The 16059-nt window shown below is 70.6% G+C and carries 13 protein-coding genes; 9 read left to right on the top strand and 4 right to left on the bottom strand.

All coding sequences use genetic code 11. The features are described from left to right. Positions 1 to 18: 18 nt before the first annotated feature. Genes sufD through ACQ5BE_RS01265 form a run of 3 tightly spaced genes read right to left on the bottom strand, consistent with a single transcriptional unit; the run spans position 19 to position 3582 of the window. Positions 19 to 1311: a Fe-S cluster assembly protein SufD gene (gene sufD / locus ACQ5BE_RS01275; protein WP_430295147.1), complete on the bottom strand. Its 1293-nt coding sequence runs from the start codon at positions 1309 to 1311 to the stop codon at positions 19 to 21. A gap of 1 nt (position 1312) precedes the next feature. Next, entirely contained in the window at positions 1313 to 2800 is a 1488-nt protein-coding gene (gene sufB / locus ACQ5BE_RS01270; RefSeq protein WP_430295146.1) for a Fe-S cluster assembly protein SufB, read from the bottom strand. Further along, positions 2800 to 3582, bottom strand: coding sequence for a helix-turn-helix transcriptional regulator (locus tag ACQ5BE_RS01265; protein WP_369802305.1), 783 nt, complete (start codon positions 3580 to 3582; stop codon positions 2800 to 2802). The genes sufB and ACQ5BE_RS01265 overlap by 1 nt, the downstream gene beginning before the upstream one ends. A 136-nt stretch (positions 3583 to 3718) precedes the next feature. On the opposite strand from ACQ5BE_RS01265, the gene ACQ5BE_RS01260 reads away from it, so the two are divergent. The 3 genes from ACQ5BE_RS01260 to ACQ5BE_RS01250 are packed head-to-tail and all read left to right on the top strand — an operon-like array spanning position 3719 to position 6391. Then, complete coding sequence (locus ACQ5BE_RS01260) at positions 3719 to 4711, top strand: ABC transporter ATP-binding protein (RefSeq protein ID WP_430295145.1); 993 nt, start codon at positions 3719 to 3721, stop codon at positions 4709 to 4711. Further along, positions 4708 to 5448: an ABC transporter permease gene (locus ACQ5BE_RS01255; protein ID WP_430295143.1), complete on the top strand. Its 741-nt coding sequence runs from the start codon at positions 4708 to 4710 to the stop codon at positions 5446 to 5448. The genes ACQ5BE_RS01260 and ACQ5BE_RS01255 overlap by 4 nt, the downstream gene beginning before the upstream one ends. A 4-nt stretch (positions 5449 to 5452) precedes the next feature. Further along, positions 5453 to 6391 carry a COX15/CtaA family protein gene (locus tag ACQ5BE_RS01250; protein WP_430295142.1) on the top strand — a complete coding sequence of 313 codons (939 nt, stop codon included), beginning with the start codon at positions 5453 to 5455 and terminating at the stop codon, positions 6389 to 6391. Between the two features lie 90 nt (positions 6392 to 6481). On the opposite strand, the gene ACQ5BE_RS01245 is transcribed toward ACQ5BE_RS01250, so the two are convergent. Beyond that, entirely contained in the window at positions 6482 to 7426 is a 945-nt protein-coding gene (locus tag ACQ5BE_RS01245) for a heme o synthase (RefSeq protein WP_413250796.1), read from the bottom strand. A gap of 399 nt (positions 7427 to 7825) precedes the next feature. On the opposite strand from ACQ5BE_RS01245, the gene tkt reads away from it, so the two are divergent. Genes tkt through pgl form a run of 6 tightly spaced genes read left to right on the top strand, consistent with a single transcriptional unit; the run spans position 7826 to position 16036 of the window. Next, a complete protein-coding gene (gene tkt, locus ACQ5BE_RS01240) occupies positions 7826 to 9958 on the top strand; it encodes a transketolase (protein ID WP_430295751.1) in 2133 nt (710 codons plus the stop codon). A gap of 18 nt (positions 9959 to 9976) precedes the next feature. Continuing rightward, the gene (tal, locus tag ACQ5BE_RS01235; protein WP_430295140.1) at positions 9977 to 11104 is read left to right on the top strand and encodes a transaldolase; all 1128 of its coding nucleotides are present in this window, start codon (positions 9977 to 9979) and stop codon (positions 11102 to 11104) included. A gap of 2 nt (positions 11105 to 11106) precedes the next feature. Further along, complete coding sequence (locus tag ACQ5BE_RS01230; protein WP_430295139.1) at positions 11107 to 12717, top strand: glucose-6-phosphate isomerase; 1611 nt, start codon at positions 11107 to 11109, stop codon at positions 12715 to 12717. A 19-nt stretch (positions 12718 to 12736) separates the two neighbouring features. Beyond that, complete coding sequence (gene zwf, locus ACQ5BE_RS01225) at positions 12737 to 14290, top strand: glucose-6-phosphate dehydrogenase (RefSeq protein WP_208712477.1); 1554 nt, start codon at positions 12737 to 12739, stop codon at positions 14288 to 14290. Continuing rightward, a complete protein-coding gene (locus ACQ5BE_RS01220) occupies positions 14287 to 15228 on the top strand; it encodes a glucose-6-phosphate dehydrogenase assembly protein OpcA (RefSeq protein WP_430295138.1) in 942 nt (313 codons plus the stop codon). The genes zwf and ACQ5BE_RS01220 overlap by 4 nt, the downstream gene beginning before the upstream one ends. Then, positions 15218 to 16036 (top strand): 6-phosphogluconolactonase, encoded by an 819-nt coding sequence (gene pgl / locus ACQ5BE_RS01215; protein ID WP_430295137.1) that lies wholly within the window; start codon positions 15218 to 15220, stop codon positions 16034 to 16036. Before ACQ5BE_RS01220 ends, pgl begins: the two co-directional genes overlap by 11 nt. The last annotated feature ends 23 nt before the right edge of the window (positions 16037 to 16059 follow it).

Genomic DNA, 16059 nt, shown 5'->3' with positions numbered 1-16059 from the left:
TAGCCGAAAAGGTGAGGGTCAGTACTCGCTGGCTTCGAGCTCGCGCTCGACCGCCTCGGTAAGGTGCTCTTCGATGGACGGGACGCCGATCTTCTGGATGACCTCGTTCAGGAAGCCGCGCACGACCAGCCGGCGGGCCACATCCTCGGGGATGCCACGTGCCATCAGGTAGAAGAGGTGCTCGTCGTCGAAGCGGCCGGTCGCACTCGCGTGGCCTGCCCCTTCGATGAGTCCGGTCTCGATCTCGAGGTTCGGCACCGAGTCTGCGCGGCAGCCGTCGGTCAGGACGAGGTTCTGGTTCTTCTCGTAGCTGTCCGTGCCCTCGGCCTGCTTCTGGATCAGCACGTCGCCGACCCACACCGTGCGCGCGTCCCTGCCCTGGAGGGCTCCCTTGTAGAGGACGTTGGAGACGCAGTTGGGCTGGGCGTGGTCCACGAAGGTGCGGTGCTCGAGGTGCTGCCCGGCGTCGGCGAAGTAGAGGCCGAAGAGCTCGGCCTCGCCGCCCGGAGCCGCGAAGCGCGCCGTGGGGGTGACGCGGACCACGGACCCGCCGAGGCTGACGCTGATGTGCTTCAGGTGGGCATCGCGGCCGATCTTGACCTGCTGGCTCGAGGCGTGGACCGAGACGTCGGTCCACTCCTGCAGGGTCACCACGGTGAGGTCTGCGCCGTCCTCGAGGACGATCTCGACGTTCTCGGACACGACCGCCTCACCGACGTGGTTGAGCACGACGACGGCGCGGGCGCCCTTCTCGGCGACGATCACCAGATGCAGGGCTGCTGCCGCGGCGCCGGCGCCGGTCACGGTCACGAGGACGTGCTCGTCGAGCTCGGACCCTGCGGGGACGGTCACGACGGTGGCGTCGGAGAAGTGGGCCCACGCGTTCGCGGAGACGCGGTCCTCCGGGATGCCGGCGGTGCCGATGCGGGCGTCGTCGCGGCCGACCGTCTCGACGCGGACCGCCTCGGGCCCGGTGACCTCGACTGCCGGGGCCGCGCCGTCGAGCGCCGCCGTGTGGAGGCCGCCGAGGCGCTTGAGCGGCGTGAAGCGCCACTCCTCCTCGGTGCCCTTGATGGCCGGGAAGTCCTCGAGCCGATACGACGTCAGGCGGCCGGCTCGCGAGCTGTCCGGGATGCCGTAGCCGCCGCCGTGGGAGTGGCTCTTGGCGGCGGCGCCTCCCAGAGGCGAGGTGGTGGTCTGCGCCGGGGCGAGCGTCTCGCCCTCCTCGGTCAGCCCGGGGATGGACGGCGCGCCGATACGGGCCTTCTCGTCGAGCTTCTCTTCGGTCGTCACTTCGGTAAGTTCAGCCATATCAGCCGACGGACCCTTCCATCTGCAGTTCGATCAAACGGTTCAGCTCGAGGGCGTACTCCATGGGGAGCTCGCGCGCGATCGGCTCGATGAAGCCGCGCACGATCATCGCCATGGCCTCGTCCTCGGGCAGGCCGCGGGACATGAGGTAGAAGAGCTGCTCCTCGGACACGCGGGAGACGGTCGCCTCGTGGCCGAGCACGACGTCGTCCTCGCGGATGTCGATGTACGGGTACGTGTCGGAGCGCGAGACGGTGTCCACGAGCAGCGCGTCGCAGCGCACCGTGTTGGCCGAGTGCTTGGCACCCTCGCGGACCTGGACGAGGCCGCGGTACGCCGCGCGGCCGCCGCCGCGGGCCACGGACTTGGACACGATCGAGGACTTCGTGTTCGGCGCGATGTGCACCATCTTCGAGCCCGTGTCCTGGTGCTGGCCCTCGCCGGCGAACGCGATCGAGAGGGTCTCGCCCTTGGCGTGCTCGCCCACGAGGTAGACGGCCGGGTACTTCATCGTGACCTTGGAGCCGATGTTGCCGTCGATCCACTCCATGGTGGCGCCCTCGTGGCAGACCGCGCGCTTGGTCACGAGGTTGTACACGTTGTTCGACCAGTTCTGGATCGTCGTATAGCGGACGCGGGCGCCCTTCTTGACGATGATCTCGACGACGGCGGAGTGCAGCGAGTCGGACGTGTAGATCGGGGCCGTGCAGCCCTCGATGTAGTGGACGTAGGAGTCCTCGTCCGCGATGATCAGCGTCCGCTCGAACTGGCCCATGTTCTCCGTGTTGATGCGGAAGTAGGCCTGGAGCGGGATCTCGACGTGCACGCCCTTGGGCACGTACACGAAGGAGCCGCCGGACCACACGGCGGTGTTGAGCGAGGCGAACTTGTTGTCGCCCACCGGGATGACCGTGCCGAAGTACTCCTGGAAGAACTCGGGGTGCTCCTTGAGCGCGGTGTCGGTGTCGAGGAAGATCACGCCCTGGGCCTCGAGGTCCTCGCGGATCTGGTGGTACACCACCTCGGACTCGTACTGGGCGGCGACGCCGGCCACGAGCCGCGCGCGCTCGGCCTCCGGGATGCCGAGCTTCTCGTACGTGGTGCGGATGTCCTCGGGGAGGTCCTCCCACGACTGCGCCTGCTTCTCGGTGGAGCGCACGAAGTACTTGATGTTGTCGAAGTCGATGCCGGAGAGGTCGGCCCCCCACAGCGGCATCGGCTTGCGGTCGAAGTACTTCAGGCCCTTGAGGCGGAGGTCGAGCATCCACTCGGGCTCGTCCTTCTTGGCCGAGATGTCGCGGACCACGTCCTCGTCGAGGCCGCGCCGGGCGTTGGCGCCGGCGTCGGTCTTGTCGGCCCAGCCGTACTCGTAGGTGCCGATCCCGTGGAGCTCCGGGTTCTTCTCCAGGATCTCGGTGATCACCGTGGTCTCGGCGCCGTCGGCGCCCACGGCCCGTGCGGTGGCGTTGTCAGCTAATTGATCCGTCATCACGGCCTCTCGTGCTGCTTGGTTGCGGTCTCCGGGTCGGCCGGCGTGAGCTTGGCCCTCCCGGTGGGTATGTGGGTGGTGCACACGTGCCCGCCTTGGGCGAGCGTTGACAGCCTGCGGACGTCCACGCCGAGGAGGCGGGAGAACGCCGCGGTCTCGCTGTCGCAGAACACGGGGAACTCGGCCGCCAGCTGCTGGACGGGACAGTGTCCCTGGCAGAGCTGGACGCTTGCGAGGTGCGCGGGCAGGGGCGCCTTCCCCTGGACCGACGCGGCCGACGCCACGAAGCCGTCGGCGGTGAGCGCCTCGGCGAGGGCCCGGGACCGGGCCTCGACGTCGTCGCCCGCGGCGTCGACGAGCGGCTGGTAGCGCCGCTCCATCGCCGCGAACCGCTCGTGGGCGAAGTCCTCCACGGCGCTGCGGCCGCCGACCTCTGCCAGGCGTTCGAGGGCCTTGCGGGCGATGTCGAGGTAGTCGTCCCCGATGGTGGACTGGCCTCGGGAGGTGAGGACGTAGCGGCGTGCCGGCCGGCCTGCGCCCGTCCCGGAGGTCGCGACGCGCTTGACCTCGACGACGCCGGCCTCCGTGAGCGCGTCGAGGTGGCGGCGCACGGCCGCGGGCGTCACGTTAAGCATGTCGCCGAGCTCGGCGGCGCTGACAGGGCCGTGCTCGAGCACGGCACTCAGGACGCGGTCACGCGTGCGGTCCTCGGAATCGGCCGGACGCGGTGCTGGGCGCCCGGCAGCGTGCTGCGCGGGCTTCGGCGTCGTCACGGAATACACAACACAATCATTGCCTAATATTCCGCAGGTCTCCAGTAAGGAGAGGCTTATCACGCCCCTGGCGAACCGCGGAAGGGGACTTTGGTCCCGGAACCGCCCGCCCGGCCGATCCTACTACCCCGCGTAGAATGTACGGGTGCTCAGAACCGGTACCCCCTGCCTCGAGATCGAAGGCCTGGTCAAGGACGTCGGCCCACTCCCAGCCCTCGACGGGCGGATGAAGAGGGTCCTTGCCGGCGTCGACCTCACAGCGAATGCGGGCGAGATCACCGTGATCCTCGGTGTCAACGGCGCGGGGAAGACCACCACCCTCGAATGCGCCCAAGGCCTCCAGCGCCGCACCGACGGCACGGTCAGACTCCTCGGGGAGGACCCGGAAACGGCCAGCGCCGAGCTGCGCGCGCGTGTCGGCATCATGCTCCAGGAGGGCGGCCTCCCACCCTCGGCCCGCCCCGTGGCGCTCCTGCGCCATGTCGCCGGGATGTACACCGACCCGCTCGACGTTGACCAGCTCGCCGGACGCCTCGGGATCGACGACTTCGCCTCGACCACCATCCGCCGTCTCTCCGGCGGCCAGAAGCAGCGCGTGGCCCTCGCCTGCGCGCTGGTCGGCCGTCCGGAGGTGGTCTTCCTCGACGAGCCCAGTGCCGGCCTCGACCCGCAGTCCCGGCAGCTGGTGGTCGACCTCATCGACGGGCTGCGCCGGGACGGGCTCGGCGTGATCCTCACGACGCACCTCCTCGACGACGCCGAGCGGCTGGCCGACGTCGTCCACATCCTGGACCGGGGGCGTGTCGTGGCGAGCGGCACCGTCGCGGAGCTCGCCGCCCACAGCGGCCCGGCCCAGCGCCGCCTGAGCCTCGCCTCGGATCCCGCGCTCCCGCTCGCCGACGCCTTCGGCAGCCGCCCCGGCCTGGAGGTCACCGAGCGCTCGCCCGGGCAGTACACGGTCGACGGCGAGCTCACGCCGGCTGATCTCCTCGCGCTCGCAGGGTGGCTGGAGGCGCGCGGAATCATGCCGCGCAGCCTCGAGCTGGGGGCGCAGAACCTCGAGGACGTGTTCCTCGCGATCGCCGCGGAGTCCGAGTCGGAGGCGGCCGCCGCCGGGCGCGCGGGTGAGGCCGCATGAAGGCCGCGACCCTCCCCCGCCGGATCTGGCAGCAGGGACGCTACGAGACCGTCGCGATGCTGCGCAACGGTGAGCAGCTCATCCTCATGATCGTCCTCCCGCTCATCGCCCTCATCGGCCTCAGCGTCACGCCCTTCCTCGACGGGCTGGGGCCGAGCCGGGTCGACATCGCGGCGCCAGGCGTGCTCGCGCTGTGCACCATGAGCGTCGGCTTCACCGGGCAGGGCATCGCGACCGGGTTCGACCGCCGGTACGGGGTCCTCAGGTTCCTGTCCACGACTCCCCTCGGGCGCGGGGGCCTCATCGCGGGCAAGGTCCTCGCGGTGCTCGTGGTCCTCGCGGTCCAGACCGTTGTCATCGGCGGCACTGCCCTCGCCCTCGGCTGGAGGCCGGCGGCCGCCGGGATCGTCCTGGGCGTCCCGCTCCTCGCTCTCGGAGCGGCGGCCTTCACGGCCCTCGGCCTGCTCATCGCCGGCACCGCGCGTCCCGAGGCGACCCTCGCCGTGACGAACCTCGTCTGGATCCTCCTCGGCCTCTTCGGCGGGATCGTGCTCCCCGCCACCCGTCTCCCGGCCGCGCTCGCCCCCGTTGTCGGATTCCTGCCCTCGGGCGCCCTCGGAAACGCGCTGCGGAGCGCGTTCCTCGACGGCACCCTCGACCTCGGCGCCGCCGGGGTCCTCGCCCTGTGGGCCGTGCTCGTCGGCACGGCCGCCACCCGCTGGTTCCGATGGAGCTGATCTCATGACCACCACTGGCCCGACCGTCCTCAAGCGCTTCGCGGCGCGGCTTCCGCGCGAGGTGGACCGCCGCATCCGCGCCCTGTCGATTGCGTCCCTCGTCGGGCAGATCGTCCTCATCGGCACCGGCGGCGCCGTGCGCCTGACCTCATCCGGCCTGGGCTGCCCCACGTGGCCTCGCTGCACGGCGGAATCCCTCACCACGACCGCCGAGATGGGACTGCACGGGGTCATCGAGTTCGGCAACCGCCTGCTGACGTTCGCCCTCACAGCGGTCGCCCTCGCGATGCTCGTGATGCTCTGGAACCTGCGCAAGGAGCGCCGCGACCTGTTCTGGCTGGCCGTGGGCCTGCTCGCGAGCGTTCCCGCGCAGGCGATCATCGGCGGCATCACCGTGCTCACCCAGCTCAACCCGTGGGTCGTGGGGCTGCACTTCCTCGTCTCCATGGCGCTCGTCGTGCTGGCGATGCTGCTCGTGAACCGCGCGTTCGGGCGCACGGGCCGCTTCATGGACCGCTCCTACCCCGCGCTTCCGAGCTCGGCATTCCCCGCGGCCGCGGCCACGGCGGTGGCAGCGGGCGCCGCCGTCGTGCTCGGCGTGGTGGTGACGGGCGCCGGCCCGCACGCGGGCGACGCCGATGCCCCCCGCAACGGGCTCGACTGGGACCTCTTCTCCCACATCCACGCGGTCCCCGCCTATCTCGTGGCCTTCGGCGCGCTGTTCGGGATCTGGGTGGCCGTCCGCTACCGCGCGCGAGGCGCGTACCGCAACGGTGGCGCCGCGCTGCTGGCGCTCACCGTGGCGCAGACGGTCCTCGGCATCACGCAGTACTACACCGGCATCCCGCCGCTGCTGGTGGGAACCCACATGGTCGTGGCCGCGCTGCTCGTCGCAGCTGCGGTGAACACGGCGGACATCGCACGGCACAGCCCGCGAGCCTAGGATCCGCAGCCCGCGCCCGAAGATGCGCACAGACGCGAAGGGCCACACCGGACTCCGGTGTGGCCCTTCCTGCGTATGGCGCCGCTGCGGTCAGCCGACGAGCGGCGCCCCCACGAACGGGTCCACCGCGAGGGCGAGGAACAGGACGGTGAGGTAGCTGATCGAGCCGTGGAAGACCTTCATGGCCTTCTTGTCCTCGATCTCCTCCCGCTGCGCCCGCGTGTAGAGGGCGTGCGAGACGTACAGGAACCAGATCCCGCTCGCGACTGCGGCCACCGTGTACACCCAGCCGGCGCGGCCGAGCGGGATCAGCAGCAGCGAGCAGATCACCATGGCCCAGGCGTAGAGGACCACCTGGACGGCCACGATCTTCGCTCCGGCGATGGCCCCGAGCATGGGGACATTCGCGTTGCGGTAGTCATCGCCGTAGCGCATGGACAGCGGCCAGTAGTGCGGCGGCGTCCAGAGGAAGATGACCATGAAGAGGATGATCGCCGGCCACTCGACCGTGTTCGTGACGGCGGCCCAGGCGATGAGCACGGGGAAGCAGCCCGCGGCGCCGCCCCAGACGATGTTCTGCGCGGTGCGGCGCTTGAGCACGAGCGAGTAGATGACCACATAGAAGAAGATCGCAGCGGCCCCGAGCACCGAGGAGAGCGGATTAGCCCCGAACCACAGGATGGCGAGGGAGGCGATGCCGAGGATCCACGCGAACGCCAGTGCTTCCCGGGGCGTCACCTCGCCCGTGACGAGCGGCCGGTTCACGGTGCGGCGCATGAGCCGGTCGATGTCGCGGTCGATGTAGCAGTTGAAGGCGCCGGCGCTGCCCGCGGCGAACGCGCCGCCCACCATGGTGGCGAGGATGAGGCCGATCGACGGGAACCCCCGCTCGGCGTAGATCATCGTGGGCAGGGTACTGACGAGGAGGAGCTCGATGACGCGAGGTTTCGTGAGGGCGACGTACGCCTTGACCTTGCGGCGCAGACCGAGCTTGGCTGATCCGGACTGGGCAACGGGTGCGTCTGCTGTACTCACGGGTGCGCGACTCTGTTCTACTCGGTATCACTCAGTTGAGATGCGGGCCGTGACGCGGCCTCGAAGGCGCACGTGGCCGCCTCCATGATACCCGGCGCCCGTGCTGGCCCCGATTCCACGCCGGCCCCGCATGTCCGGCGGGTTTCCGCGGGATCACGCGGGCATGCGGATCAGTTGATTCACACTGCGGAATATCGCGGCAAATTTTGGGAACACCCTCTCGTCGGACCCCGCCGCGTGGCTAGTATGTGAGCTGGACGTCCCTTACATGCCATGTGTCCTGCCGGCCCCCGCCAGGACGTGGACGTCCGCAGACAACGTTTCGATGGTGAACGGCTGGCAGTGCGTCGCAGGCCCACCATTTTTCGCGGGCTCGCCGGAGGCTGCTTGCCGTCAGCAATGGAGAGGGGCTCGGTCTTAGTGCCTGCTGTGGATGTACAAGAACTGGTCTGGACGGATCTGGACCGCAAGGCTGTGGACACGGTGCGTGTGCTGGCTGCGGACGCGGTGCAGAAGGTGGGCAACGGGCACCCGGGCACGGCGATGAGCCTGGCCCCGGCCGCGTACCTGCTGTTCCAGAAGCTCATGCGGCACGACCCCGCCGATCCCACGTGGATCGGCCGGGACCGGTTCATCCTCTCCCCCGGGCACTCCTCCCTGACGCTGTACATCCAGCTGTTCCTGGCCGGGTACGGGCTGGAGCTGGACGATCTCGAGTCGCTGCGCACGTGGGGCTCGCTCACCCCGGGCCACCCGGAGTACGGGCACACCAAGGGCGTGGAGGTCACGACCGGCCCCCTCGGGCAGGGCCTGGCCTCCTCGGTCGGGTTCGCGTACTCGCAGCGCCGCGAGCGGGGCCTCTACGACCCCCAGACGCCGGCCGGCGAGTCGCCGTTCGACCACACGGTGTGGGTCATCGCCTCGGACGGCGACCTGCAGGAGGGTGTGACCTCGGAGGCCTCCTCCCTGGCCGGGCACCAGGAGCTGGGCAACCTCGTGGTGATCTACGACGAGAACCACATCTCCATCGAAGACGACACCGACGTGGCCTTCACCGAGGACGTCCTGAAGCGCTACGAGGCCTACGGCTGGCACACCCAGCGCGTGGACTGGACCGCCTCGGGCGAATACAAGGAAGACGTGCAGGGCCTGTGGGACGCGCTCGTGGCGGCCAAGGCCGAGACCGGGCGCCCCTCGATCATCTCGCTGCGGACCATCATCGGCTGGCCGTCCCCGACCAAGCAGAACACGGGCAAGATCCACGGCTCGGCCCTCGGGGCGGACGAGGTCGCCGCGCTCAAGAAGGTCCTGGGCTTCGACCCGGAGGAGTCCTTCGAGGTCGACCCCGAGGTCCTGGCGCACACCCGCGAGGCCATCGAGCGCGGCGAGGCCGCCAAGGCCGCCTGGCAGGAGTCCTTCGACGCCTGGAAGGCAGCGAACCCCGAAGCTGCGAAGCTGCAGGAGCGCATCGAGGCCCGCCAGCTTCCCGCCGGCTGGGAGAAGTCCCTGCCGGTGTTCCCCGCCGGCAAGGAGGTCTCCACCCGCGCGGCCTCGGGCAAGGTCCTGAATGCGATCGGCCCGGTCCTGCCCGAGCTCTGGGGCGGGTCCGCCGACCTGGCCGAGTCGAACAACACCACGATCGAGGGATCCCCGTCGTTCATCCCCTCCTCCCGCTCCACTGGGGCGTGGAAGGGCAACGAGTACGGCCGGGTGCTGCACTTCGGCATCCGCGAGCACGCCGCCGCCGCCATCGTCAACGGCATCACCCTCGGCGGGAAGACCCGCGCCTTCTCCGGCACGTTCCTGATCTTCTCCGACTACCAGCGCCCCGCGATCCGCCTCTCGGCCCTGATGGGCATACCGTCCACGTACGTGTGGACGCACGACTCGATCGGCCTCGGCGAGGACGGCCCGACCCACCAGCCCGTGGAGCAGCTCGCGTCGCTGCGCGCCATCCCGGGGCTCGACGTCGTGCGCCCCGCCGACGCGAACGAGGTCGCCCACGCGTGGAAGGCCATCCTGGAGAACACGGCCCACCCCGCCGGGATCGTCCTGACCCGCCAGAACCTGCCCGTCTGGGACCGCGCTGAGGGCGGCTTCGCCGACGCCGCGGGCACCGCCCGCGGAGGCTACGTGCTCGCCGAGGCCCAGCGCGACGGGAAGGACGTGGACCCCGAGGTGATCCTCATCGCCACGGGCTCCGAGGTCCAGCTCGCCGTCCAGGCCCGCGAGGCCCTCGCCGCCGACGGCATCGCCGCCCGCGTGGTGTCCATGCCGTGCGTCGAGTGGTTCAAGGCCCAGGACCCCGCCTACCAGGACTCCGTGCTCCCCGCCGCCGTGAAGGCCCGCGTCTCCGTCGAGGCCGGCCTCGCGCTCGGCTGGCGCGAGTTCGTCGGCGACGCCGGCCGCACCGTCTCCCTCGAGCACTACGGCGCCTCCGCCGACTACAAGACCCTGTTCCGCGAGTTCGGCATCACCGCGGAGGCCGTGACCGCCGCCGCCAAGGACTCCCTCGCCGCGACCGCGGCCTGACCCCACCAGGAGGACACCATGACCACCCCGACTCAGGCCCTCTCCGACGCCGGCGTCTCGATCTGGCTCGACGACCTCTCCCGTGCCCGCCTCACCGACGGCTCCCTCAAGGCCCTCATCGAGGAGAAGAACGTGGTCGGTGTGACCACGAACCCGACCATCTTCCACCTGGCGATCACGAAGGGCCACGGCTACGACGCGACACTCGCCTCCCTCGCGGCAGAGGGCGCCGACGTCGAGCGCGCCGTCTTCGAGCTCACGACCGCGGACGTCGCGGACGCATGCGACCTCTTCGCCCCCGTTGCCGAGGCCACGGGCGGAGTCGACGGCCGGGTCTCGATCGAGGTCGACCCGCGCCTGGCCTGGGACACCGCTGCGACCATCGCCGAGGCCAAGAAGCTCCACGCTAAGGTCGCCAAGTCCAACGTGCACATCAAGATCCCGGCCACGGTCGAGGGCCTGGAGGCGATCTCCGAGACCCTTGCGTCCGGGATCAGCGTCAACGTCACCCTGGTCTTCTCCCTCGAGCGGTACCGCCAGGTCATCAATGCCTTCATGACCGGGCTCGAGAAGGCCAAGGCCAACGGACACGACCTGTCCCGGATCCACTCGGTCGCCTCGTTCTTCGTCTCCCGCGTGGACACCGAGATCGACAAGCGACTTGAGAAGATCGGCACGGACGAGGCCGAGGCCCTCAAGGGCAAGGCCGGTCTGGCCAATGCCCGCCTCGCCTACCAGGTCTACGAGGAGGAGTTCTCCTCCGAGCGCTTCAAGCTCCTCGCCGATGCCGGCGCGCGGCCGCAGCGCCCGCTGTGGGCCTCCACCGGGGTCAAGGACCCGAGCCTTCCGGACACCCTCTACGTCACGGGCCTCGTCGCCCCCGGCGTCGTGAACACCATGCCGGAGAAGACGCTCGAGGCGACCTTCGACCACGGCGAGGTCACGGGCGACACCGTCACCGGAACCTACGCTGACGCGAACGCGCACCTCGATGCCCTGGCGCGCCTCGGCGTCGACTACAACGACGTCGTCACCGTCCTGGAGTCCGAGGGCCTGGACAAGTTCGTCGCGTCCTGGAACGAACTCCTGGCCGACATCGAGGGCGCTCTCGCCTCCGCGAAGACCGCCGACGCGAAGGGGGCCTGAGTATGAGCGCCCTCACCTTCGACGCGACGGGCTCCGCCCGCGCGGCCGTCGCAGCGCACGCCCCGGCCCTCGCGGCAGACAACGTCGCGACCCGGATCTTCGCGAAGGACCACACCCTGTGGGGCCCGGACGCCGAGGAGGAGTCCGCGAAGCGACTCGGATGGGTCGAGGCAGCGTCCGTCTCCCGCCCGCTCGTCGCGGACATCCTCGCCCTGCGCGACGAGTTCCGCGCGGAGGGCGTGGACCGGATCGTGCTCTGCGGCATGGGCGGCTCGTCGCTCGCCCCCGAGGTCATCGCCGCCACGGCGGGAGTGCCGCTCGTCGTCCTCGACTCGACCGACCCCGAGCAGGTCGCCGCAGCCCTCTCCGAACGCCTCGAGAACACCGCCATCGTCGTCTCGTCCAAGTCGGGTTCCACGGCGGAGACGGATTCGCAGCGGCGGGCGTTCGAGGCGGCCTTCACGGGATCCGGCATCGACGCGGCGCGCCGGATCGTCGTCGTCACGGACCCCGGCTCGCCGCTGGACTCGGCGAGCCGCGAGGCCGGCTACCGCGCCGTCTTCAACGCCGACCCCACGGTGGGAGGCCGGTACTCGGCGCTCACCGCGTTCGGCCTCGTGCCCTCGGGGCTCGCGGGCGTGGACATCGAAACGCTCCTCGACGAGGCCGAGGAGGCCGCCGAGCTCCTGCGCGACGACTCCGAGGACAACATCGGCCTCCAGGTCGGCGCCGTGCTCGGCGGCACCTCCCCCCTGCGGGACAAGATCGTGATCGTCGAAGACGGATCCGGGATCGCGGGCTTCGCCGACTGGGCGGAACAGCTCATCGCGGAATCGACCGGAAAGAACGGCCGCGGCGTCCTCCCTGTCGTCGCGACCATGAACTCGCCCGAGGTCTCCGCCGGCGCGGACGATGTTCTGGTCGTGCGGCTCGTCTCGGCCGACGCCGAGCCCTCCTTGGGCGCGGACGAGGCCGCCGTGGGCGGAACCCTCGCGACGCAGATGCTCGTGTGGGAGTTCGCCACCGCGGTCGCCGGTCGGCTCCTCGGCATCAACCCGTTCGACCAGCCCGACGTCGAGGCCGCCAAGGTCGCTGCGCGCGGACTCCTGGATGCCCGCCCCGAGCCGACCCCGGCCGCCTTCACCGACGGCCCGATCGAGGTGCGCGGCGGCGACTGGCTCGGGGGTGCGTCCACGGCCGAGGAGGCGGTGAAGGCACTCCTGGCCCAGCTCGGCCCGGACGGCTACCTGAGCGTCCAGGCGTACCTCGACCGACTCGCGTTCCCTGAGCTCGAATCGGTCCGCGACCGGTTCGCCGCGGCGACCGGACGGCCCACGACGTTCGGGTGGGGCCCGCGCTTCCTGCACTCCACCGGGCAGTACCACAAGGGCGGTCCCGCCGTCGGCGTGTTCCTGCAGATCACGGCCGATGCCGCGCAGGACGTCTCCATCCCGGACCGGCCCTTCACGTTCGGCCAGCTGATTGCGGCGCAGGCAGCCGGCGACGCCCAGGTGCTCGCGGAGCACGCCCGTCCCGTGCTCCGCCTCCATCTGACCGACCGCCGTGCCGGTGTCGCAGCGCTGGTCGAGCTCGTCTCGGCGCTCGCCCGGTAGGCACGAGAAGAAAGCAGCTATGCCAGAGAACGACAAGGGCGGAGCCCGGCGGCCCGCCAATCCCCTGCGCGACCCGCGGGACCGTCGGCTGAACCGGATTGCCGGCCCCTCATCGCTCGTCCTCTTCGGGGTGACGGGCGACCTCGCCCGCAAGAAGCTCATGCCCGCCGTGTACGATCTGGCCAATCGCGGCCTGCTCCCGCCGAGCTTTGCCCTCGTGGGCTTCGCCCGGCGGGAGTGGGAGCGCGAGGACTTCGCGGAGGAGGTCAAGGCGTCGGTCAAGGCCCACGCGAGGACTCCATTCGACGAGACGGTGTGGGCGCAGCTGAGCCAGGGCATCCGCTTCGTCCAGGGAACGTTCGACGACGACGACGCGTTCGTCCGCCTCCGGGACACGATCAAGGAACTCGACGAACAGCGCGGGACGCGGGGTAACCACGCGTTCTACCTGTCGATCCCGCCGAAGGCCTTCGAGCAGGTGTGCCGGCAGCTGTCCAAGCACGGTCTCGCCCAGCCTGAGGAGGGCAAGTGGCGCCGGGTGGTGATCGAGAAGCCGTTCGGGCACGATCTGGCCTCGGCGCGGGCGCTGAACGAGATCGTCGAGGACGTCTTCCCGGCCGACGCGGTGTTCCGCATCGATCACTACCTCGGCAAGGAGACCGTCCAGAACATCCTGGCGCTGCGCTTCGCGAACCAGCTGTTCGAGCCGATCTGGAACGCCAACTACGTGGACCACGTCCAGATCACCATGGCCGAGGACATCGGCACCGGGGGCCGTGCGGGCTACTACGACGGCGTCGGCGCGGCCCGCGACGTGATCCAGAACCACCTGCTGCAGCTCCTGGCGCTCACTGCCATGGAGGAGCCGATCTCGTTCAACGCCGAGCACCTGCGGGCGGAGAAGGAGAAGGTGCTCGCGGCCGTGAAGCTGCCCGAGGACCTCTCGACCCACTCCGCCCGGGGCCAGTTCTCCGGCGGGTGGCAGGGCGGGGAGCTCGTCAAGGGCTACCTCGAGGAGGAGGGAATCCCCGCGGACTCGACCACGGAGACGTACGCGGCGGTGCGCCTCGACATCAACACCCGCCGCTGGGCCGGGGTTCCCTTCTACCTGCGCGCCGGCAAGCGGCTCGGGCGGCGGGTGACCGAGATCGCCGTCGTGTTCAAGAAGGCACCGAACCTGCTCTTCCAGGACCAGGCCGAGGCCGAGTTCGGCCAGAACGCGGTGGTGATCCGCGTCCAGCCGGACGAGGGCGCGACGATCCGCTTCGGCTCCAAGGTCCCGGGCACCCAGATGGAGGTCCGCGATGTGAGCATGGACTTCGGCTACGGCCACTCCTTCACGGAGTCCTCGCCCGAGGCCTACGAGCGCCTCATCCTGGACGTGCTGCTCGGGGAGCCGCCGCTGTTCCCGCGGCACGAGGAGGTCGAACTGTCCTGGAAGATCCTGGACCCGTTCGAGGAGTACTGGGCCAGCACGGGCGAGCAGCCCGAGCCCTACGCACCCGGCAGCTGGGGGCCCTCGTCCGCGGACGAGCTCCTGGCCCGTGACGGACGTTCCTGGAGGCGGCCATGATCATCGACCTGCCCAACACCACCACCTCCAAGATCTCCAAGGAGATCACCAACCTCAGGCACCGCGGCGGCGTCGTGGCCCTGGGCCGGGTCCTCACCCTCGTGGTGATCACCAGGCACGGGTTCGAGGAAGAGGCCATCGAGGCGGCCAACCAGGCCAGCCGCGAGCACCCCTGCCGGATCATCGTCCTCGTCGACTCGGGCCGCGACTCGGCGAACCGCATCGACGGGCAGATCCGGGTGGGCGGGGACGCGGGGGCCTCGGAGGTGATCGTCCTGCGCGGCTACGGCATGCTGGCCGAGGAGAGCGAGTCCCTCGTGGCGGCCCTGCTCCTGCCCGACGCCCCGATCGTCGCCTGGTGGCCCCACGGCGCGCCCGCGAACGCGGGGAAGACCTCGATCGGGCGCATCGCCCACCGCCGCATCACGGACTCCGGCAACGAGCCGGACCCGACGGCGGCGCTGTACCGGCTCCGCGATACGTACACCGCGGGCGACACGGACCTGGCCTGGACCCGGCTCACCAACTGGCGCATCCAGCTCGCCGCAGCCCTGGACCAGGCCGACGACAGCCCGGTCACCGGTGTGACCGTCGAGGGCGCCTCGGACTCGCCGAGCACGGCCCTGCTCGCGGCCTGGCTCACCCTCGCGCTCGACGCGCCGGTGACCATCGTCGCCGATCCCGCCGGCACGGGGATCCGACGGGTGCGCCTGCACCGAGGCACCGGGGATGTCCAGCTCTACCGACCGGGCCTCACCGTCGCCGAGCTCACCCAGCCCGGCCAGCCCCCGCAGCGCATTGCCCTCGCGCGCCGCAATCTGCAAGACTGCCTGTCCGAAGAACTGCGCAGGCTGGACCCGGACGAGGTCTTCGGTGAGGTCCTCTCCTCGGGGCTGCCGCGCACCAACCTCAGGAGCGTGCAGCCCAGTGAGCGCTGATCCCCGTGTGAGCGTCCATCCCGACTCGTCGGTGCTGCTCGCAGCCATCGCGGCGCGCCTCATCACGAAGCTCGTGGACACCCAGGACCGGTACGGGGAGGCGACTGTCGTCCTCACGGGCGGATCGACCGGGATCGGGACCCTTGAGGCCCTCGCCGCGTCCTCCGCCCGCAGGGCGGTCAACTGGGCGAAGGTGAATGTCTGGTGGGGCGACGAGCGCTTCGTCGAGGCTGACTCCGACGAGCGGAACAGCCGTCAGGCCGCCAGGGCCCTGCTGGACGAGCTCCCGCTCGATCCCGAGCGGGTCCACGTGCCCGGCGCCGCGGGCGAGTTCGCGACCGCGGACGACGCCGCCGCGGACTACGCGCGCCGTCTCGCCGAAGCCGCCGCCCGGGAACACGCGGCGGACTACTCGGATCACCGCCCCGACGAACCCGGCCCCCTCCCCCGCTTCGACGTGCTGCTCCTGGGCGTCGGCCCTGACGCCCACGTCGCGTCCCTCTTCCCGGAGATGGCCGCTGTGCGCGAGACCCAGAAGCTCGTGGTGGGTGTCGAGAACTCCCCCAAGCCGCCGCCGTCGCGCATCTCCCTCACTCTGCCGGCGATCCGCTCGGCGGAGGAAGTGTGGATGGTTGTGGCGGGCGAGGACAAGGCCGGCGCCGTCGGGCTCGCCCTCGCGGGCGCCGGACCTGTCCAGGTGCCGGCCGCCGGTGCCCGAGGGCGCTCGCGTACGCTGTGGCTCATCGACGCTGCAGCGGCCGCGAAGGTCCCGGAGGAACTCGTCCGCAAGGAGCCGGCCTCGGCCTGATGCCGTGAGGAGCCGGGACGAAA

It is taken from the genome of Sinomonas sp. B1-1, from assembly GCF_050474465.1.
In the GTDB taxonomy this organism is placed as follows: domain Bacteria; phylum Actinomycetota; class Actinomycetes; order Actinomycetales; family Micrococcaceae; genus Sinomonas; species Sinomonas flava.
This window is presented reverse-complemented; position numbering and strand designations above follow the sequence as displayed.

What these genes read in the sequence shown, in the direction of transcription:
- sufD (WP_430295147.1), bottom strand. Translation starts at nt 1,311, where the DNA reads ATGGCTGAACTTACCGAAGTGACGACCGAAGAGAAGCTCGACGAGAAG.
- sufB (WP_430295146.1), bottom strand. Translation starts at nt 2,800, where the DNA reads ATGACGGATCAATTAGCTGACAACGCCACCGCACGGGCCGTGGGCGCC.
- ACQ5BE_RS01255 (WP_430295143.1), top strand. Translation starts at nt 4,708, where the DNA reads ATGAAGGCCGCGACCCTCCCCCGCCGGATCTGGCAGCAGGGACGCTAC.
- ACQ5BE_RS01250 (WP_430295142.1), top strand. Translation starts at nt 5,453, where the DNA reads ATGACCACCACTGGCCCGACCGTCCTCAAGCGCTTCGCGGCGCGGCTT.
- tkt (WP_430295751.1), top strand. Translation starts at nt 7,826, where the DNA reads ATGGAGAGGGGCTCGGTCTTAGTGCCTGCTGTGGATGTACAAGAACTG.
- tal (WP_430295140.1), top strand. Translation starts at nt 9,977, where the DNA reads ATGACCACCCCGACTCAGGCCCTCTCCGACGCCGGCGTCTCGATCTGG.
- ACQ5BE_RS01230 (WP_430295139.1), top strand. Translation starts at nt 11,107, where the DNA reads ATGAGCGCCCTCACCTTCGACGCGACGGGCTCCGCCCGCGCGGCCGTC.
- zwf (WP_208712477.1), top strand. Translation starts at nt 12,737, where the DNA reads ATGCCAGAGAACGACAAGGGCGGAGCCCGGCGGCCCGCCAATCCCCTG.
- ACQ5BE_RS01220 (WP_430295138.1), top strand. Translation starts at nt 14,287, where the DNA reads ATGATCATCGACCTGCCCAACACCACCACCTCCAAGATCTCCAAGGAG.